We start from the raw sequence: 19,480 nt of genomic DNA on the forward strand, positions 1-19,480 counted from the left end.
GGCGACCGTGCCTTCTACCCTCCGCACATGACGACTGCGCTGGACGACGCACGCACCCACGCTGCCCGGGTGGTCACCCCCGAACTGGTGGCCCGCCTCACCCGCGGCGTGCCGGGCAGCGGTCGCACCGCCTGCCACAGCCCGCTCACCGGGGAGCGGCTCGCCGAACTCCCCGAGACCACCGTGCCGGAGGTGGCCGGCGCCTTCGACCGCGCCCGCGCCGCCCAGCAGTCCTGGGCGGCGCTCCCGGTCCGCCGCCGCGCCGCCGTCCTGCTCCGCTTCCACGACCTGATGCTCCGCCGCCAGGACGAGATCCTGGACCTGATCCAGCTCGAAACCGGCAAGGCCCGGCTGCACGCCCACGAGGAGGTGCAGGCGGTCGCCATGGCCGCCCGCCACTACGGCCGCAAGGCCCCCGCCTACCTCAGGCCCCGGCGCCACACCGGCAGCATCCCGGTCCTCACCCGGGTCCGTCAGCTTCGCCATCCGCGCGGCGTGGTCGGCCAGATCGCGCCATGGAACTACCCGCTGGAGCTCTCCGCCGGTGACGCCCTGCCCGCCCTGGTGGCAGGCAACGCCCTGGTCATGAAGCCCGACACGGAGACCGCCCTGACCGCGCTGTGGGCCCGCCGGCTGCTGATCGAGGCCGGGCTGCCCGAGGACGTCTGGCAGGTGGTGATCGGCGCCGGCCCGGTCGTCGGCCCGGCCGTGGTGGCACACGCCGACTACCTCTCCTTCACCGGCTCCACCGCCACCGGCCGGGCGGTCGCGCAGGGCGCCGCCGCCCGCCTGGTCGGCGCCAGCCTGGAACTCGGCGGCAAGAACGCCATGCTGGTGCTGGACGACGCCGACCTGGACCGGGCGGCGGCCGGCGCGGTCCGGGCCTGCTTCTCCTCCGCCGGGCAGCTCTGCATCTCCGTCGAGCGGCTCTATGTCCACCAGTCCGTGGCCGACGTCTTTCTGGAGCGGTTCACGGCCCGCACCCGGGCGCTGCGCCTCGGCGGCGGCCTGGACTGGGGCGCCGACATGGGCTCCCTGGCCTCGCAGGCCCAGCTCGACACCGTGCTCCGGCACATCAAGGACGCGGTGGCCAACGGCGCCACCGTGCTGGCCGGCGGCCATCCGCGCCCCGACCTCGGTCCGTACTTCCACGAGCCCACCGTCCTGGACGGGGTCACCCCCGGGATGGCCGTGTGCGAGCAGGAGACCTTCGGCCCGGTGGTCTCCGTCTACCGCTTCCGGGACGAGGACGAGGCGGTGGAACGGGCCAACGCCACCCCCTACGGGCTGAACTCCTCGGTCTGGTCACGCAGCGCGCCCCGGGCACGGCGGATCGCCGCCCGGCTGCGCACCGGCACGGTCAACATCAACGAGGGATATGCGGCGGCCTACGGCAGCGTGCAGGCCCCCATGGGCGGCATGGGCGACTCCGGCCTCGGCCGCCGGCACGGCGCCGAGGGCATCCACAAGTACACCGAGCCGCAGACCATCGCCCACCAGCGGGTGCTGCCGCTGGCCCCGTCCTTCGGCATGGACGACCGCCAGTACGCCCGCTTCATCTCCGGCTCGCTGCGGCTGATGAAGACCCTCCGCCTCCGCTGAACCGCCGCTTTCCCCGCTTCCCGGCGCCTTGCTCCTTCTGCTCCTCGCTCCTCGCTCCTCCCCGGGAGAAACCGCATGTCCCCACGCAACGACGCGTCCCCGGCCCCCGGCAACCACGACGGCCCCGGCAACCACGACGGCCACGACGGCCACGACGGCCACGACGAGTACGACTACGACGTGCTGGTGATCGGCTCCGGCTTCGGCGGCTCCGTCGCCGCGCTCCGGCTCACCGAGAAGGGCTACCGGGTCGGCGTACTGGAGGCCGGCCGCCGCTTCGCCCGGCACGAACTGCCCAAGAACTCCTGGGACATCCGCAACTACCTGTGGGCGCCGCGCCTCGGCCTGTACGGCATCCAGCGCATCCACCTGCTCAGCAACGTCATGGTGCTGGCCGGCGCGGGCGTCGGCGGCGGCTCGCTCAACTACGCCAACACCCTCTACGTGCCGCCGCCCGCTTTCTTCCGGGACCGCCAGTGGGCCGGCATCACCGACTGGCAGGACGAGCTGGGCCCCTACTACGACCAGGCCGAGCGCATGCTGGGGGTACGGATCAACCCCACCATGACCCCCTCGGACATCCATCTCAAGGCCGCCGCCGAGAAGATGGGCATCGGCGACACCTTCCATCTCGCGCCGGTCGGGGTCTTCTTCGGCGACGGCCGGGACGCCGACGGCGCGTGCACCGCCCGCCCCGGCGAGGAAATCCCCGACCCCTACTTCGGGGGCGCCGGACCCGCCCGCCGCGCCTGCACCGAATGCGGCGCGTGCATGACCGGCTGCCGCCAAGGCGCCAAGAACACCCTCAACGAGAACTATCTGCATCTCGCCGAGCGGGCCGGCGCCGTCATCCACCCGCTCACCACCGTCACCGCCGTCGAGGAACTCCCCGGCACGGACGGACCGGCGGCCGGCTACGCCGTCACCGTGGTGCCCACCACCGCCATGCCGCACCGCCGGCGCCGCCGGCAGCGCGTACTGCGCAGCCGCCATGTGGTGATCGCCGCCGGCACCTACGGCACCCAGACCCTGCTGCACCGGATGCGCGACCAGGGCAAACTGCCCCGCCTCTCCGGCCGGCTGGGCCACCTCACGCGCACCAACTCCGAGGCCCTCGTCGGCTCCAGCACCCTGCGCTACCGCTACCGCCGCCGCTGGGGCAAGGAGGCGGTGCCGGAGTTCCACAAGGGCGTGGCGATCACCTCCTCGGTGCACCCCGACGACTCCACCCACATCGAGCCGGTGCGCTACGGGCGCGGCTCCAACGCCATGAGCCTGCTCTCCATCAAGCAGTTCCGGCGCGGCGGCCGGACGCCCCGGCTGCTCGCCTTTCTCGCCACCTCGCTGCGCCACCCGCTGATCACCCTGGCCTCCCGCAACCCCCGCGGATGGTCGGAGCGGACCATCATCGGCCTGGTCATGCAGACCCACGACAACTCGCTGATCACCTACCGGAAACCGAAGGGGATCGGGAAGGGACTGCTCACCGCCCGGCAGGGCCATGGCGCGCCCAACCCCGACTGGATACCCGAGGGCGCGGAGGCCGCCCGGCGGGTGGCGGCGGAGATCAACGGCTTCGCCGGGACGAACGTGGGCGAGCTGACCGGGATGCCGCTCACCGCGCACTTCCTGGGCGGGTGCCCGATCGGCGCCGATCCGGACAGCGGCGTCATCGACCCCTACCACCGGCTCTACGGCCACCCGGGCATCTCGGTGGTGGACGGCTCCGCGGTCTCCGCCAATCTGGGCGTCAACCCCTCGCTGACCATCACCGCCCAGGCGGAACGGGCCATGGCGCTGTGGCCCAACAAGGGGGAGGCCGACCCGCGGCCGGCCCAGGGGGAGGAGTACCGGAGGGTGGGCGCGGTGGAGCCGCGCCACCCGGCGGTGCCCGGAGAGGCGTTCGCCGCGCTGCGCCTCCCGCTGCTGCCGGTGCCCCGCCTCCCGGCCGCCCGGCCCGGGCGGACCGTGGGCGACTGACCGGCGTCGCGCCCGCGGCAGGAGCAAGGCAAGCAGATTGAGCAAGACGAGCAGGGCAAGAGCAGGGGCCCGCCCCGGAAGAACCGGGACGGGCCCCGAAGTGCCCGGTGGACGCGGCGGTGATCAGACAGTGATCAGGCCGCGGAGCCGGCGCTCATGCGCCGCCGGACCACGAACATCGCGCCGGCGCCCAGGGCGACGGCAGCCGCACCGGCCAGCGCGAACATCGGCAGGTTGGAGTTGGCGCCGGTCTGGGCCAGCTCGTCCAGGTCGCCGGCCGGCTTCTTCTCGATCGGCTTGGAGTCACCCTGCGGCTTGGCGTCACCGCCCTTGGGCTCGGCGTCCTTGGCGACGACCTCCACCGCGTACCAGTAGTACTCGCTGCCGGAGCACTCCTCGTTCTCGGTGGTCCAGTACTCGCCCAGCGCCAGGCCCAGCGCCCAGCCGTCGGGGGCGTCCCCGGCGATCTCGAACCGCAGGTCGATGGTGTGCTCGCTGCCGGCCGGGACGTTCACATAGCCGAAGTAGCCGGCCAGGTTCTCCGCGGTGTGCGGAATGGCCTTCCACTCGTCGCCGCTCTTGTACTCCACGTCCAGCAGACCGAGGAAGGAGTCGTCCCACTCCTCCCAGTCCAGGTCCACGATGTCGTAGGTGTACTGCTCGAAGCTGACGTACGGGTAGATGGCCAGGTCCTCGTCGGAGCTGTTGCCCAGAACGAGCTGGAACTCCTGGTAGCCGGTGCCCGCACCGACACTCTCCGGCAGGCCGACCAGCTCGCTGGTGATGCTGTCGTCGAGGTCGCAGACCACGCCCACCGGCGGGTTGTCCTCGCCCTCACCGCCGGTCTCGCCGGTCTCGCCGGTGTCCCCGGTGTCGCCCGTGTCTCCGGTCTCGCCCGTGTCTCCAGTGTCCCCGGTGTCGCCCGTGTCTCCGGTCTCCCCGGTCTCCCCGGTGTCCCCGGTGTCCCCGGTGTCACCGGTGTCACCGGTGTCACCAGTGTCTCCGGTCTCGCCGGTGTCGCCCGTGGTGCTGTCGCCGGTGTCCCCGGTGGTGCTGTCCCCCGTGTCGCCAGTGGTGCTGTCGCCGGTGTCGCCGGTGTCGCCGGTGGTGCTGTCTCCGGTGGTGCTGTCCCCGGTGTCGCCGGTGGAGCCGTTGCCCTCTCCGGTCGTGCCTTCCGCGCTGCTCCCGGTCTGCTCCCCCGTGGTGGAGGTCTCGGACTCGGTGGCGAACGCCGGCGAGGCGACGAAGAGTGCGGCCGGGGCTATGACGGCGGTGGCCGCCGCGGTCGCAACTGCGCGACGCAGCTTCATATCAGTCCTTCGGTTACCGCGGGGACCGCGACGCTGTGTATCGCGGGAACCCGCACGAGTCATGACGATGGTTGGACCCGCCACTCAAACCTTTTGTTGCCCTCACTTTGATCACGAAGACATCACGGCTCACGGTGGTCGGCGTGAACGCATCGTGAAACGGGTAACCCCGGCCCGCGTCTTGGGGGGAGACGCGGTGCCGGGGTTTCGGCGGGCACTGGCGACAGGGCGGCACCAGCGCCGACCGCGCGGTGCCCGGGGGAGACACCGCGGTCCTGGTCCGCCCATGGCGGAGACCGCACCGGAGACCGGACGGCCCGGAGGGCCGGGATTCCGGAAGCGCTGCCTGCATGGTGGTCGACGTGAGGGCTGCGGGCAAGGGTCATGTCATGACGAATGTGTACGCGAGGGTCACAATCCGGCTGTCCCGGCCGCCGGTCCGCGCTTCTGGGGGATTCCGGCACCCGGTGCTCGTCCCCGGACACGGACAGTGGCCGGTCCCCGGCGTCCCGGGAACCGGCCACTGCGTTGTGACCGGTCTGCTGTCCCCTGCTGCCCGGCCACCGCGCCGGAGCGAGGTCCCACGACACGCTGCCTCACCGCACCGGGAGGAGGCCGCGCGTCTCATCGCGCCGGAGCATCCGGTTCAACGAAGCCGTGGGAACCGGGGTCACGCTCCGTACGAGTGACGCGCGGGCACGCCGGTTCAAATACGGCCGCGGCACAGCTCCAGCAGCGTCATGGCCAACTGGGTGCCGGGACGGCCCAGCGCGTCCCGGTAGCGGCCCAGGATCTCCATCTCGCGCGCCAGGTGCACCCGGCGCCCGCCCGAGGCGATGCGGGAGCGCTGGATCACCTCCGAGACCGCCATCCGCTCCTGGATGAGGCCGATGATCCGGTCGTCCAGGGTGTCGATGCGTTCCCGGGCATCGCCGATCGCCTGCGCCGCCTCCGCACTCCGCGCTCCGGTACGGTCCGCGCCCGCCGCACCGGATGCCGGCTCCGCTGCTGCTGCCGCCGCCGCTGCCGTCGTCGCCGTCGGCTCCGCTGTCGTTGTCTTCGCTGCCGTCATGACTGCCGTCTCCTGTCGGGTCCGAGTCCGGCCCCGCCCCCGGCCCGTGACGGCGAGGCGCCCCGGGCCTGAAGGCCCGGGGCGCCTGAAGTCGCTGTCCGTGTTACGCAGTGCGCAGCGCTTCGTATGGCAGCCGGCCGGGCCGGGTGCCATAACCAAAGAAGCGGGTGCGGTGCTGCATGGGGCCGAGTATGCCACCGCCGCCCGGCGGCGGCACCGCGACGGCCGGATGGTGAGACGGCGCAGGCCGGTAGACTCGCGGTATCCCCCCAGTCCAGTTTCTGGGAGCTCTGCACCCACCGCCGGAAGGCCGAACACCCCCGTGGCAAGCGAAACCGCGCACGCAAGCGCAAGCGAGAGCGTCGGCATGGGCGCGCCCGGCACCGACACCCCCGATGCCCCCGACACCGTCCTGGTCGTCGATTTCGGTGCCCAGTACGCGCAGCTCATCGCCCGCCGGGTCCGCGAGGCCCGGGTCTACAGCGAGATCGTGCCGTCCACCACACCGGTGGCCGAGATGCTCGCCCGCCGGCCGGCCGCGGTCATTCTCTCCGGCGGCCCCTCCTCCGTCTACGCCGAGGAGGCGCCCGGTCTGGACCGCGCGCTGTTCGAGGCCGGTGTGCCGGTCTTCGGCATCTGCTACGGCTTCCAGCTCATGGCCCAGACCCTGGGCGGCACGGTGGACAACACGGGCGCCCGCGAATACGGCCGCACCCGGCTGTCGGTGACCCGGACCGGCTCCACCCTCTTCGAGGGCACACCGGAGGAGCAGACGGTCTGGATGTCGCACGGCGACGCCTGCTCGGCGGCGCCGCCCGGTTTCGCCGTCACCGCCGCCACCGAGCAGGTGCCGGTGGCCGCGTTCGAGGACGACGAGCGGCGGCTCTACGGTGTGCAGTACCACCCCGAGGTGCTGCACTCCACCCACGGCCAGCAGCTTCTGGAGCACTTCCTCTACCGGGGCGCGGGGCTGGCGCCCACCTGGACCACGGGCTCCATCGTGGCCGAGCAGGTGGCCGCCATCCGGGAGCGGATCGGGAACCGGCGGGCGATCTGCGGGCTGTCCGGCGGGGTGGATTCCGCGGTTGCCGCCGCCCTGGTCAACAAGGCCATCGGCTCCCGGCTGACCTGCGTCTACGTCGATCACGGGCTGATGCGCAAGGGCGAGACCGAGCAGGTGGAGAAGGACTTTGTGGCCGCCACCGGGGCCCAGTTGCGGGTGGTGGACGCCTCCGAGCGTTTCCTGGCCGCGCTCGCCGGGGTGACCGACCCGGAGGAGAAGCGCAAGATCATCGGGCGGGAGTTCATCCGGGTCTTCGAGCAGGCCCAGGCCGAGATCGTGGCCGAGGCGGGGGAGCTGGGCGAGGAGGTCCGCTTCCTGGTCCAGGGCACGCTCTATCCGGATGTGGTGGAGTCGGGCGGCGGCACCGGTACGGCCAACATCAAGTCGCACCACAATGTCGGCGGTCTCCCCGAGGATCTTCAGTTCGAGCTGGTGGAGCCGCTGCGCAAGCTGTTCAAGGACGAGGTCCGGATGGTCGGCCAGGAACTCGGCCTGCCGGAGGAGATCGTGCAGCGCCAGCCGTTCCCCGGGCCGGGGCTCGGCATCCGGATCGTCGGCGAGGTCACCCGGGAGCGTCTGGACCTGCTCCGGGAGGCCGACGCCATCGCCCGCGCGGAGCTGACCGCCGCCGGGCTGGACCGGGACATCTGGCAGTGCCCGGTGGTGCTGCTGGCCCAGGTCCGCAGCGTGGGCGTGCAGGGCGACGGCCGCACCTACGGCCACCCGGTGGTGCTGCGCCCGGTGTCCTCCGAGGACGCCATGACCGCCGACTGGTCCCGGCTGCCGTACGACGTGCTGGCCAGGATCTCCACCCGGATCACCAATGAGGTGCCGGACGTCAACCGGGTCGTCCTGGACATCACCAGCAAGCCCCCGGGCACCATCGAGTGGGAGTGACGCCCGGCCCTCACTCGCCGCCCTTCTCTCCGTCCGGTGGCAGGATCGGATTGCGTCACGTGTGGGGCGTGACGTTTTCCGGTGGCTGAGGAGGAGGCGGGCGGCTTGGACGCGGAGAGCACCTGCCGGAGCTGCGGCAAGGCGCTGGCCGTGCGGGCGGAGCCCGGCCGGCCGGGCCGGTCGGCGCGCTACTGCTCGGCGGCCTGCCGGCAGAAGGCGTACCGGGCGCGGCGCTCCGGCGGCGGGGAGGCCGCGGGCGGCGGCGCCCGCAGCGTCCCGGAGCTGATCGCGGACATCGGCCGCCGGGTGGAGCGGCTGAATCCCCGGCCGCCGCAGCCGTTCTACGCCGATGTCTCGGCGTTGTCCTCCGTGGTAAGCCGGCTGCACCGCCTGGCGCGCGTCGCCCGGGACGCGGAGGCGGAAGCGGCGGAGGCTACGGAAGCGGCGGAAAACGTCACACCCGCTCGCGTGACGGAATCCGTGACGCAATCCGTGACGGAACCCGTGACGGAATCGGACGAGGTGGCGTTCGCCGAGGCGGTGGAGCCGTTCCGGCGGGAGCTGCATGTGCACTGCTACCGGATGAGCGGCTCCTACGACGACGCCGAGGACCTGCTCCAGGAGACCCTGCTGCGCGCCTGGCGCGGCCGTACCGGCTTTCGCGGCCGGGCCGCCCTGCGCACCTGGCTGTACCGCATCGCCACCAATGTCTGCCTGGACTTTCTGCGCCGCCATCCGCGCACCCCGCGCCCCTACGGCCCCTCTCCCGCGGAGCCGTCGGTGCCGATGGAGCAGCCGCCCTCCATGGTGGCCTGGCTCCAGCCCTACCCCGATGAACTGCTCGCCGAGATCCCCGCCGACGATCCGCAGGGGCCGGATGCCGCCGCGGTCTCCCGGGAGACCCTTGAACTGGTCTTTCTGGCCGCCCTCCAGCATCTGCCGCCCCGCCAGCGGGCCGTGCTGATCCTGCGCGACGTGCTCGGCCGCACCGCCGCGGACACCGCCGGAATGCTGGACATGGGCGTGGCCGCCGTCAACAGCGCCCTTCAGCGCGCCCGCGCCACGCTGCGCGAACGGATGCCCGGACGGCGGATGGACTGGTCCCGCCCGGAACAGACGTCGGCCGGTGAACGCGCCGTGCTCGACCGCTACATGGACGCGGCGCAGCGCGCCGACAGCGCCGCCATGCTGGAGCTGCTGGCCGAGGACGTGCTGCTCACCATGCCGCCCAACCCGCTGTGGTTCGCCGGGCGCACCGCGCTGTCCGGCTTTGTCGGCCCGGCACTCGACCCGGCCTCGCCCTCCTTCGCCGGCCGCTGGCACCACCGGCATATCCGTGCCAACGGGATGCCGGCCACGGCGGGCTGGCTGCAGCGGCCGGGCACCACCGTCTACCGGGCACAGGTGATCGATGTGTTCCGCATCCGGGACGGGCGGATCGCGGAGATCACCTCCTTCGAGCCGCACCTCTTCCCCGCCTTCGGTCTGCCGCTGACGATGTCCGGCGCCCACCGATGAGTTTTCCGCTGCGCTCCGTCTGTATGACTGCCGGCCCATGGAGAGCCCGGGCCGGCGGATCCAGGACCGGACAACCGATGACACAGCGCAGAGGAGCACACCATGTCGATGACCAACGCCACCCCCGGCACCGCCGCCACCCTGGCCGGGAAGAATGCCGTGATCTACGGCGGGGGCGGGGCGATCGGCGGGGCCGTGGCCCGGGCCTTCGCCGCCCGCGGCGCCCGGGTCTTCCTGGCCGGGCGCACCGCCGCCACCCTTGAGGCGGTGGCCGAGGACATCACCGCCGCGGGCGGCACCGCCGAGACCGCCGTGGTGGACGCCCTGGACGGGGACGCCGTCGCCGAGCACGCCCACTCGGTCGCCGGCCGGGCCGGCAGCCTGGACATCTCCTTCAACCTGGTCACCCGGGGCGATGTCCAGGGCAGCCCGCTGACCGCGATGTCCGTGGCCGACTTTGTGCGCCCGGTGACCAACGGGGTGACCGCGAACTTCCTCACCGCCACCACCGCGGCCCGGATCATGACCGGGCAGGAGTCCGGCGGCGTGATCCTCACCCTGAACAGCGGCTCGGCCAAGGGCAGCCCGATGATGGGCGGCACCGGCCCGGCGGACGCGGCGCAGGACACCCTGGTCCGCAACCTGGCCGTCGAGACCGGCCCGCAGGGCGTGCGGGTGGTCGGCATCTGGACCGCCGGGCTGCCGGAGACGCTGAGCGTGGAGCGGCTGCGGCAGGTCAGCCCCGGCATGGAGATGGATCAGGACGGGCTGGCCGCGCTGATCTCCCAGCTCGACTCGATGCGCATGACGCGCCGCTCGCCGACCCTGGCGCAGATCGCCGCCACCGCGGCCTTTCTCGCCTCCGACCAGGCGGGCTCCATCACGGGCACCTTCGTCAACGCCACCGGCGGCATGTTCACCGACTGAGGGCGGCGGGCCGCGGAAGGGCGGCCCGTCAGCCTCCGGGCGGCGGCGGGGACCCGGTGGTCCCCGCCGCCGCTTCCCCGTCGGCCGCCGCCCGCTGTGCCCCTGCCCGCTGTGTCCCTGCCCGCTGTGCCGTCGGCGGTGGTGGCGGCTGCCGCCACGCGCGGTACGCCAGGGCCATGCCGGTGAGGGCCGAGCCGCCCGCCAGGACATACAGCAGTGCCGTGCCCGGCACCGCCGAACCCACGGACACCGCCCACTCCTCCAGCCGGAACCCCTGCTCCGCGCTGAGCGGGCCGGGCAGCCCGGCGGTGCCGTCCGACAGCAGAAACACCACACCGACCAGCACAAAGACCAGGCCGCCGACGACCTGGAGGCTGTGCAGGCGCAGCCGGCCGCCGGCCAGTTCCAGCGTCCGGCCGCGCAGCCCGCGCCGGGCGGCCGGCCGGAACCGGTCCCACACGGCGGCCAGCAGGAACAGCGGGCAGGCCATGCCCAGGGCGTAGACGGCGAGCAGCGCGGCCCCGTACCAGCGGTCGCCGCCGACCGCCGACACCGTCAGCACCGCACCCAGGATCGGACCGGCGCAGAACCCGGCCAGCCCGTAGACGGCTCCCAGCGTGAGCGTGGCGAACAGCGAACCGGACCGGGCCCATTGACCGGCCCGGTGCAGGTGCCGGCCGCTCACCCGGGCCGGCAGGGCCAACCCGAAGCCGAGGATCTGTGCCGTGCCGAGCGCGATCACCGTCCAGCCGCCGACCGCCACCACCAGTTCCCGGTTGCCGTGGAAGAACCGGCCCACCGTGGAACCGGCCACGCCCAGCGGGACCAGGGTGCAGCACAGGCCGGCGTAGAACACGGCGGTGCGGCCCAGCAGCCGGGCGGCCGAGCCGCTGAAGGAGTATGCGAAGAAGGCCGGCAGCAGGACCGCGCCGCACGGGCTGAGCAGTGCGAGCAGCCCGCCCAGAAACGCGACCGGATAGCCGGTGGAGATCACGCGTGGCCCGACTTGCGCAGTTCGTCGTCGATGATCGCCTCGAACCAGCCGATGGGCTGCGCGCCGATCACCATCCGGCCGTTGACCAGGAACGACGGGGTGCTGCCGAAACCGGCCGTCAGCGCCTCCTGGACGTCCTGCAGCACGGCCCGCTGGATCTCCCGGCTGTCCAGATCGGCGCGGAAGCGGTCCAGGTCCACGACCCCCGCCTGCCGGGCGAGCGCCACCAGGGATTCGGTATCGGTGGCCGTGGCATGGCCGCCGTACACCGCGTCGTGGAACTCCCAGAAGCGGTCCTGCTCCGCGGCGGCGTGGGAGGCCACCGCCAGGGCCACGGACTCCTCGCCGAGGACGGGGGTGTGCCGCCATTCGATGCGCAGCAGGCCGTCCTCCACATAGGAGCGGATCAGCTCCGGCTTGGTCTCCCGGGCGAACTGACCGCAGTAGCCGCACCGGAAATCGGCGTATTCGATCATGACGACCGGGGCGTCGACCGCGCCGATGGCAAACGGGTCGCCCGCTGTCCGCCGCGCCAGATCCGGCCGCTCGTCCTCTTCCTCCGGCGCTTCCCCGCCCTCGCTCCGGCTCTCGCCTTCGCCTGCCGTGTCCTCGGCGGGGGCGGGGGCGGCGGTACCGCCGTCGCGGTCGTCCCCGCCGCTGGTGCCCAGCGCCGCGAAGAGGGCGATGATCAGCGCCGTCCCCAGCAGCGCGACCGCCGGGAAGAACCGGGTGCGCGCCGGCGGGGGCGGCGGGACGACGACCGGGGCCTGCGGGGCGGCGGGATCGGACGGCTGCGGGCTGTGCGTCATCACAGGTTTCTCCAAGACGGGGTCCGGCGCGCCGGGCGGGCCATGGCCGGGACAGGGGGCCGCCGGACAGACCTCCTGGAAGCCGCCCGTAAGTGTAGGAGCCAAAGATCACGGCGCCGACACGGTTTTTTCCGCCCGGACGGGCGGAGGTGTCGATCCCGACCCCGGTGGTGGCGCTGGACCGGGCCGTGGCCGTGGCCGAGGCCCACGGCCCGGCCGCCGCCCTGCCGCTGGTCGACGGGCTGGCCCCGCGCCTGGACGGCTACCACCTGTTCCACGCCGTCCGCGCCGACCTGCTGCGCCGCCTGGGCCGCCCCGCGGAGGCGGCCGCCGCCTATGACGCCGCCCTGGCCCGCACCGCCAACACCGCGGAACGCACCCACCTCCAACGCGCCCGCGCCGCCCTCCCTCTCCCGCCGCCCGCCTGATCTCCCCGGCCGCCCACCGCCGGAGGGGAGCGGGCGGGCCGTCCGTCAACGCCCCCACGATCCCGCTTTCCTTCGGGTGACAGAGATACCTTTCTGTGCCGGTTACGCTGATCGGACGGCTTAACGTCCCGTCCATGGGAGTGCTCATGAGCGTCGAGTCCGGGCATGACTGGACCCGTCCGCCGGCGGGCGGCTACACCGCCGAGGACCTCGACCGGCTCCCCGACCTGCCTCCGCACACGGAGCTGATCGACGGGAGCCTGGTTTTCGTGAGCCCGCAGACCAACTTCCACATGCTGGCGGTACGGCTCATCGAGTACGGCCTGCTGCGGACGGTCCCGCGGGAGTTCGAGGTCATCCGGGAGATGAACGTCGTTCTGGGCGAGCAGCAGCGCCCGGAGCCCGACGTCATGGTGGTCCGTGCGGAGGCGATGACGGGAAACCGGCAGACGGCATACCGGGCGGAGGATGTGATCCTCGCTGTCGAGGTGGTGTCACCCGAGTCCCGGGACCGGGACCGGGAGACCAAGCCCCTGAAGTACGCCAGGGCCGGCGTCGAGCACTTCTGGCGAGTGGAGGAAGGCGGCGACGGATTCCCCGCCGTCTACGTCTACGAACTGGACCCGGCCACGCGGTGCTATGCCGGTGCGGGCGTCCACCACGCTCGCCTCAAGCTCGCCGTCCCCTTCCCCGTCGACATCGACCTGACGAGCCTGCGCCGCCCGGTCTGAAGCGCCATTGCCCTCCGGACGTGCCCGCGTACGGAACGCTCGCCAGGCGTGGAACGCCCTGGCCGGACATAGGGGTCGCGCCGCGAGCGCATGTTCGCGACGCGGAATCTCAGCAGCATGCTGTGGCGGGGTCAGATCAGGCGGCGGGCGGTGGCCCAGCGGGTGAGTTCGTGGCGGTTGGAGAGCTGGAGCTTGCGCAGCACCGCGGAGACGTGGGATTCCACCGTCTTGACCGAGATGAAGAGTTCCTTGCCGACTTCCTTGTAGGCGTAGCCGCGGGCGATCAGCCGGAGGACTTCGCGCTCCCGCTGGGTGAGGCGGTCCAGGTCCTCGTCCACCGGGGCGGTGTCGCTGGAGGCGAAGGCGTCGAGTACGAAGCCGGCCAGGCGGGGGGAGAACACGGCGTCGCCCTCGGCGACCCGGAAGATCGCGTCGACCAGATCGGTGCCGGTGATGGTCTTGGTGACATAGCCGCGGGCGCCGCCGCGGATCACGCCGATGACGTCCTCGGCCGCGTCGGAGACGGAGAGGGCGAGAAAGCGGACCGGGCGGTCGGGGTCGGCCATCAGGGGGGCGCAGCGGCGCAGGACCTCCACGCCGCCGCCGCCGGGAAGATGGACGTCGAGCAGGACGACCCCGGGGCGGGTGGCCTTGATCACGGTGACGGCCTGGTCCACGTCCCCCGCCTCGCCGACCACCTCGACGCCGGTGGTCTCGGTCGCGCCGATCTCGGCCTGGACGCCGGCCCGGAACATGCGGTGGTCGTCGACGAGGACGACCCTGGCCCGGCCGCCCGGCTGCTCGGTCATGACGCTCGCTCCATGGTCAGTTCGACTTCCGTTCCCTCACCGGGCGTGGACTTCACCCGGGCCGTGCCGCCGTGGCGCTGCATCCGGCCGATGATGGACTCGCGCACGCCCATCCGGTCCGAGGGCACCGCGTCCAGATCGAAGCCCGGCCCGCGGTCGCGCACCGACAGGAATACGGTACGCCCCTCCACTTCGGCGAAGACCCGGGCGGGCGCGCCGTCCCCGCCGTACTTGGCCGCGTTGACCATGGCTTCCCGGGCGGCCTGGAGCAGGGCGGCGAGGGATTCGTCGACCGGGCAGTCGCCCACGCAGACGACCTCGATGGGGGATCCGTGGTAGTCCTCGACCTCGGCGGCGGTGGCCTTGACCGACTCGGCGAAGCCGGCGGGGCGGGCGTCGCTCTCCTCGCCGCCGCCGCCCGTGGCTGACGACGAGGTGGAGGCGGAGGAGGGGGAGGAGGGGGAAGCGGAGGCGGCGGTGGATTCGGCGGACTTGTAGAGCCAGGACCGCAGATCGCGTTCCTGGGCGCGGGCCAGCCGGGCCACCTCCCGGGGGTTCTCGGCATTGCGCTGGATCAGGGTGAGGGTGTGCAGCACCGAGTCGTGGATATGCGCGGCGACCTCGGCCCGCTCCTGGGCCCGGATGCGCATGGTCCGCTCCTCGGAGAGCTCCTGCACCACCCGGACCAGATAGGGACCGGCGAGCAGGGCGATGCCGACCAGCACCGCCAGCGAGGCCTGGAGGACCCGGCTCAGGTCCTCGCTGACGCCCTGCGCCACCACGAACCCGACCACCCCGACCAGCACCAGCAGCCCGCCCGCCGCGCTGCGCACCAGCGGCAGCCACCGGCTGCGCCGGGTGACCGCCGCCCAGTGCGAGCGCCGCGAGTCGTCCGCCTGCCGCCACACCACCGCGGCGCCGATGCCGATCAGGATCAGCGGCACCAGATAGGCGCCGGCGATCTGGAACTGCACGTTGTCCCAGAACGCGATCAGCCCCATCAGCAGCACGACCAGGGCGAAGACCTGGCCCTTCTGCGCGGCCCGCCGGTTGCGTCGGCGCTCCTTGGGGGTGACCGGCCGCTGCGGATGCGGCTGGGTGCCCAGCGGCACCACGAACCAGAAGATGCCGTAGACCAGCACGCCCAGCCCGCTGGCCATGGTCAGTGCGAGGTAGATGATCCGCACCCAGGACACCGGCAGCGCCAGATGCCCGGCCATCCCCTGCGCCACGCCGCCCAGCCAGCGTCCCTCCGCGCTGCGGTAGAGCTTGCGCGGTGGCGCGGCGTCGTCGAGATCACCGCCGCCCGCGGGTGTGGGCGTGGGGGAGGTCATGCTCCAGATCGTCACATGCCCCGGGTCGCGATGGCATCAGGGCTTTTCCCTGAGCGGAACTCAGGGATGCATCCGGGGCCGCCCCGGATGCGTCGCGCCGCCGTGGCCGGGCACGATGGAGGCCATGAGCGAGGAGCAGCAGCGGCAGCGGGCGCGGGCCGCCGGGGACGCGGCTGCCCGCCCGCGGACCGGCGCCCATCCGGCGCAGCCGCCCCGGCCGCCCATGACCCGCAGCCGGCGCCACAAGGTGGTCGGCGGGGTGTGCGCCGGGCTGGGCCGCTACTTCGACATCGATCCGGTGATCTTCCGGGTGCCGCTGGCCGTGCTCTCGCTCATCGGCGGCATCGGTTTCATCGCCTACGGCATCGCCTGGCTGGTGATGCCGTACGAGGACGAGGACGAGAACGAGATCCGCCGCATGCTGTCCGGCCGGGTGGAGGGGCCCGGCCTGACCGCGCTGCTGCTGCTGGTGGTCGGCGTCGGTCTGCTGCTGGCCTCCATCGAGGCCCGCACCCAGTTCTTCTCGCTGATGCTGCTGGGCGCCCTGGCCGGCGCGGCCTTCTGGTCGCAGCACCGCCGCCGCACCGAGGGCGCCGAGGCCCGGGGCGCGCCCGTGGACGAGGCGACGGTGCAGGCGGTGGCGCAGACGGTGGCCACCGCCCCGCCGGAGGCGCAGCCGCCGCCGGTGCCGGCCGGTCCCTCCTGGTGGCGCGGTACCTCGGACGGCCGGATGGGCGGCACGGCCCGCGGCTATCTGTGGGGCCCGGCGGACGCCGCGCCCGGCGATGCGGACGGCGGGCTGCCGGCGCCGGGGGCGTCCCGGTCCCCGGGGACTCAGGTGCGCATCGAACTGGGCAAGCGGGAGCCGTCGCATTCGCCCTGGGCTCCGCCGCCGCCCGGTACCCCCTCGCCGCGGCCCCCGGCCGAGCCGCGCGGCCTCTGGCTGGGCGCGCCGGTGCTGCTGGCGGCGATCAGCAGCGGGGTGGTGGTCTCCGGGCTGTTCTGGAGCAGCGAGCCGCTGGGCACCGCCCTGGTCTACGGGCTGGCCTCCTCCCTGGCGGTGTTCGGCGTCGGTCTGCTGATCAGCGCCTTTGTCGGCCGCCTGGGCGCCGGCACGGTGGCCGCGGCGATGCTGACGGGGCTGCTGCTGGCGGGCGCCTCGGCGCTGCCGGACTCCATCAGCACCGAGTGGTCCGACACCCGCTGGCAGCCGGAGGCCGCGGCCCAGGTCCGCGACACCTACTCCATGGGCAGCGGTCGCGGCACTCTGGACCTGACCGGGCTGGAACTCTCCGGCGGGGAGCGGGTGCGCATCGCGCTGTCGGGCGGCGCCGGGCAGTTGAAGATCCTGGTGCCGCACGATGTGACGGTCCGGGTGGCGGCCGACATCGGTCTCGGCGGCTATGTGTACGAGGAGCGGGGCGCGGACGGCCGGCAGGTGGCGGCCGGCGGCGGGCTGAACGCGGAGTGGTCGGGCAGCTTCGCGCCGCCGGACGGGGTGGAGCCGGGCGGTGTGGTGCAGCTCACCGTGCATCTGAGCCTGGGGCAGGTGGCCGTCGAGCGCGAGCCGGCTCCGGGCTCGGCGGATTCTGCGGACTCCGCGGACTCCTCCGGGTCCGGCGAGCGGCCCGCGGAGCCTTCCGAGCCGGCCGAGCCCGCCGATCCGGCCGAGCCCGCGGAGCCGGCCGAGCCCGCGGAGCCGGCCGTGTCGTCCGGGGGCGCCGGGCGGGAGAGCGAGGAGGGATCGGGATGAGCGCGATGAGCGGTGGGGGCGGCCCGGCCGTTCTGGAACGGCCGGCCCGGGCGCCGGACGGCGGCGGTCCGGCGGCCCGGCGCGGACGACGGTTCGACCCGGCCCGGTTTCTGCTGGGCCTGTGCATGCTGCTGCTTGCCGCCGGCTTCACCGCCCGCGCCGCCGGCTGGGCGGAGGTGCCGCTGCTGGTGCTGGTCGCGGCGCTGCCGCTGGCCCTGCTGCTGACCGCCGCGGTGGCCCTGACCACCCATGGCCTGCGGCGCCGCGCGGACCGCCGCCGCCGGGGCGCGCCGCCCCCCAGGGACTGCTAGTGCCGTGACCGGGAAGGTTTGCCGGGTCGGCCGGTCCCCGCGCGGTTCGCCTGGCATCTGTGATGTGCCCGGCCAGGCCGTCACGCAGCGAGCGCGGGTCGGCCGCTCCCGGCCTGGCGCCTCCTGGGCGAAATCCCCAGCGAGCCCACTGCGGACCGCTGCGACAGTTCACCCCCGCCGACTCCAACCACCCGGCCACACCGTCCAGACCCGGGCCCGGTGGTGCGGGTCGTGACGTTGTTGATCATCGCGTTTACCACCGGCCCCACGCCGCCATCGGACACCGGCCCCCGGTGGCTCGACCACGGGACGGCGTGACCAACGTCCTGACTTCGTACAACTAGGCGAAGACCGGGCGGTTGCGGTGGGCCAGCGCCGCGTCGACCGAGAGGGCGCCGCCGCCCGCCAGCAGCAGGGTGAGGAAACCGGCCAGGAACGGCAGGTCGGCGCCGAAGTAGTACGGCTCGGTGTTCCAGGAGATGACCAGCCAGAAGGACAGGCTGAGCAGCACCCCGCCGAGCGCCGCCAGCCGGGTCAGCGCCCCGAGCAGCACGCCCGCGCCGACCGCGATCTCCGCCACCGAGGTGGCGTTGAGGAAGAGGCCGGGATTCTCCAGCGCCAGATCCGCCAGCCAGGGCGCGGCGGCCTGCTCCTCGGCGAACTCCAGCATGGACTCCATGGTCGTCCGGTCCATGGGCGAGAACGGGCCCCAGGTGGTGTATTTGTCGATGCCGGCGTAGAGGAAGGTGAAGCCGAGGAAGAGCCGCAGCGGCAGCAGCGCGTAGTGGGCCGCGCGCTCCCGCAGGCCGGCCCCGGGGCCGCCCGTGCCGGGCAGTGGTCCGCGTGCGGCCGGACCGCCCAGTTGTTCCGTCACCGACATAGCCGCTGCTCCTGCCGTCTGCCGCGCCCCGGGCGGCAGGGCCCGGGGCGACGGGCTCGCTGGTTTCCGGCCACGCCCGCCGGTCGTGGTGGTGCCGGTTCCGGAGCCGGTGTGCAGGGCACCGGAACCGCTTGTGAGGCCGGTTGTCCCGCCCAGTCTGCCAGCAGATTCCGGCCACGCGAAGGGAGTTCGCACGTCCGGGCGAACGGAGGGGGAATCAGTCGTACCGGAAGGCGCGTTCCCGGCCGGTGGCTACCCGGACGCGGCCCCGGCGAGCTGCTCGATATGGTCGCGGAACTCCTCCGCCGGCCGGTTGCCCACCAGCGGATGCCCGTCGATGAGGAAGGTGGGCACGGCGCTCACCCCGAGCAGCAGCGCCTCGTCCGCGTCGGCGGCGACCGCCTCGCCGGCCGCCGCGGAGTCCAGGTCCGTGGCGAACCGCTCCAGATCCGGCACCTGAGCCTCCTCGGCCATGGCCAGCACGCCCTCCCGGGAGAACCGGCCGCTGCCGATGTGGGTGTCCTCGGCGTAGGCGGCCCGGTAGAACTCCCAGAACCGGTCCTGCTGCCCGGCCGCCCAGGCGGCGCGGGCGGCCAGGTCCGACTCGGGGCCGTTGACCGGGAAGCTGCGGAACTCGATGCGCAGCACCCCGGCGTCCACATAGTCGGAGACCAGCCCCGGCTCGGTCTCCCGGGCGAAGCGGGCGGCGAGCGCCGACTGGAAGTCGGTGTAGGTGAGCATCACCACCGGGGCGTCCGGGTCGCCGAGGGCGAACGGATCGGCGGCGTCGCGCCGGGCCAGCCCGTGCACCGGGTGGTCCTCCGGCAGCGGCTCCAGCGCGGAGGGGTCGCCGGCGCCCGCCGTCTCCCGGTCCGGTCCGGCGCCGTCGGCGGCCTCCGCGCCGCCGCTGCCGCCTCCGGTCAGCGCGGCGGCGAGCATGCCCAGCAGCAGCGCACCGGTCACCAGCGCCGCCACCACGCCGGCGAGCACCTTGGGATTTGTGCCAATCACCCCTCCAGTGTGCGGGACGCGGTGGCGGTCCGGCGGCCGGGCCCCAGTACG

At 73.4% G+C, this 19,480-nt stretch carries 16 protein-coding genes and 1 pseudogene; 9 read left to right on the forward strand and 8 right to left on the reverse strand.

Annotation, left to right across the window (positions count from 1 at the left end):
• Nucleotides 1–27 precede the first annotated feature (27 nt).
• Together BM242_RS01095 and BM242_RS01100 are read left to right on the forward strand one after the other, a co-directional pair.
• Complete coding sequence (locus BM242_RS01095) at nucleotides 28–1,602, forward strand: succinic semialdehyde dehydrogenase (RefSeq protein ID WP_093836676.1); 1,575 nt, start codon at nucleotides 28–30, stop codon at nucleotides 1,600–1,602.
• Nucleotides 1,603–1,677: 75 nt separating this feature from the next.
• Nucleotides 1,678–3,582: a GMC oxidoreductase gene (locus BM242_RS01100; protein WP_093836677.1), complete on the forward strand. Its 1,905-nt coding sequence runs from the start codon at nucleotides 1,678–1,680 to the stop codon at nucleotides 3,580–3,582.
• Nucleotides 3,583–3,716: 134 nt separating this feature from the next.
• Here BM242_RS01100 and BM242_RS01105 read toward each other — a convergent pair whose 3' ends face one another.
• Nucleotides 3,717–4,892 (reverse strand): LAETG motif-containing sortase-dependent surface protein, encoded by a 1,176-nt coding sequence (locus BM242_RS01105; RefSeq protein WP_093836678.1) that lies wholly within the window; start codon nucleotides 4,890–4,892, stop codon nucleotides 3,717–3,719.
• Between the two features lie 706 nt (nucleotides 4,893–5,598).
• Nucleotides 5,599–5,964 carry a chorismate mutase gene (locus BM242_RS01110; protein WP_093836679.1) on the reverse strand — a complete coding sequence of 122 codons (366 nt, stop codon included), beginning with the start codon at nucleotides 5,962–5,964 and terminating at the stop codon, nucleotides 5,599–5,601.
• Between the two features lie 367 nt (nucleotides 5,965–6,331).
• On the opposite strand from BM242_RS01110, the gene guaA reads away from it, so the two are divergent.
• The 3 genes from guaA to BM242_RS01125 all read left to right on the forward strand — a co-directional run bounded on the left by guaA (nucleotide 6,332) and on the right by BM242_RS01125 (nucleotide 10,369).
• Complete coding sequence (gene guaA, locus BM242_RS01115) at nucleotides 6,332–7,924, forward strand: glutamine-hydrolyzing GMP synthase (protein WP_093836680.1); 1,593 nt, start codon at nucleotides 6,332–6,334, stop codon at nucleotides 7,922–7,924.
• Between the two features lie 81 nt (nucleotides 7,925–8,005).
• Nucleotides 8,006–9,442: a sigma-70 family RNA polymerase sigma factor gene (locus BM242_RS01120; protein ID WP_245833723.1), complete on the forward strand. Its 1,437-nt coding sequence runs from the start codon at nucleotides 8,006–8,008 to the stop codon at nucleotides 9,440–9,442.
• Between the two features lie 102 nt (nucleotides 9,443–9,544).
• Nucleotides 9,545–10,369, forward strand: a complete 825-nt coding sequence (locus BM242_RS01125; RefSeq protein ID WP_245833724.1) for an SDR family NAD(P)-dependent oxidoreductase — start codon at nucleotides 9,545–9,547, stop codon at nucleotides 10,367–10,369.
• A gap of 28 nt (nucleotides 10,370–10,397) precedes the next feature.
• On the opposite strand, the gene BM242_RS01130 is transcribed toward BM242_RS01125, so the two are convergent.
• Both BM242_RS01130 and BM242_RS28765 read right to left on the reverse strand, forming a co-directional pair.
• Nucleotides 10,398–11,363, reverse strand: coding sequence for a cytochrome c biogenesis CcdA family protein (locus BM242_RS01130; RefSeq protein ID WP_175541194.1), 966 nt, complete (start codon nucleotides 11,361–11,363; stop codon nucleotides 10,398–10,400).
• The gene (locus tag BM242_RS28765; protein WP_093836683.1) at nucleotides 11,360–12,172 is read right to left on the reverse strand and encodes a DsbA family protein; all 813 of its coding nucleotides are present in this window, start codon (nucleotides 12,170–12,172) and stop codon (nucleotides 11,360–11,362) included. The genes BM242_RS01130 and BM242_RS28765 overlap by 4 nt, the downstream gene beginning before the upstream one ends.
• Nucleotides 12,173–12,330: 158 nt before the next feature.
• On the opposite strand from BM242_RS28765, the pseudogene BM242_RS01140 reads away from it, so the two are divergent.
• Together BM242_RS01140 and BM242_RS01145 are read left to right on the forward strand one after the other, a co-directional pair.
• Nucleotides 12,331–12,600: pseudogene (locus BM242_RS01140) on the forward strand (RNA polymerase sigma factor); the annotation flags it as partial.
• 134 nt (nucleotides 12,601–12,734) lie between these two features.
• Nucleotides 12,735–13,331 (forward strand): Uma2 family endonuclease, encoded by a 597-nt coding sequence (locus BM242_RS01145; RefSeq protein ID WP_093836684.1) that lies wholly within the window; start codon nucleotides 12,735–12,737, stop codon nucleotides 13,329–13,331.
• 131 nt (nucleotides 13,332–13,462) lie between these two features.
• On the opposite strand, the gene BM242_RS01150 is transcribed toward BM242_RS01145, so the two are convergent.
• Together BM242_RS01150 and BM242_RS01155 are read right to left on the reverse strand one after the other, a co-directional pair.
• Nucleotides 13,463–14,140 (reverse strand): LuxR C-terminal-related transcriptional regulator, encoded by a 678-nt coding sequence (locus tag BM242_RS01150; RefSeq protein WP_093836685.1) that lies wholly within the window; start codon nucleotides 14,138–14,140, stop codon nucleotides 13,463–13,465.
• Nucleotides 14,137–15,474, reverse strand: coding sequence for an ATP-binding protein (locus BM242_RS01155; protein WP_093836686.1), 1,338 nt, complete (start codon nucleotides 15,472–15,474; stop codon nucleotides 14,137–14,139). The genes BM242_RS01150 and BM242_RS01155 overlap by 4 nt, the downstream gene beginning before the upstream one ends.
• A gap of 124 nt (nucleotides 15,475–15,598) precedes the next feature.
• Between BM242_RS01155 and BM242_RS01160 the strand changes: the two genes are divergently transcribed.
• Together BM242_RS01160 and BM242_RS01170 are read left to right on the forward strand one after the other, a co-directional pair.
• On the forward strand, nucleotides 15,599–17,227 hold the full coding sequence (locus BM242_RS01160) for a PspC domain-containing protein (RefSeq protein WP_175541195.1): 1,629 nt from the start codon (nucleotides 15,599–15,601) through the stop codon (nucleotides 17,225–17,227).
• Entirely contained in the window at nucleotides 17,224–17,538 is a 315-nt protein-coding gene (locus tag BM242_RS01170) for a hypothetical protein (RefSeq protein ID WP_139238233.1), read from the forward strand. The genes BM242_RS01160 and BM242_RS01170 overlap by 4 nt, the downstream gene beginning before the upstream one ends.
• A gap of 340 nt (nucleotides 17,539–17,878) precedes the next feature.
• Here BM242_RS01170 and BM242_RS01175 read toward each other — a convergent pair whose 3' ends face one another.
• Together BM242_RS01175 and BM242_RS01180 are read right to left on the reverse strand one after the other, a co-directional pair.
• Nucleotides 17,879–18,418, reverse strand: coding sequence for a DoxX family protein (locus BM242_RS01175; RefSeq protein ID WP_093836689.1), 540 nt, complete (start codon nucleotides 18,416–18,418; stop codon nucleotides 17,879–17,881).
• Nucleotides 18,419–18,670: 252 nt separating this feature from the next.
• Complete coding sequence (locus tag BM242_RS01180) at nucleotides 18,671–19,429, reverse strand: DsbA family protein (protein WP_175541196.1); 759 nt, start codon at nucleotides 19,427–19,429, stop codon at nucleotides 18,671–18,673.
• Between the last annotated feature and the right edge of the window lie 51 nt (nucleotides 19,430–19,480).

Origin of the sequence: Streptomyces aidingensis (assembly GCF_900112355.1) — a bacterium.
GTDB classification, from domain to species: domain Bacteria; phylum Actinomycetota; class Actinomycetes; order Streptomycetales; family Streptomycetaceae; genus Streptomyces; species Streptomyces aidingensis.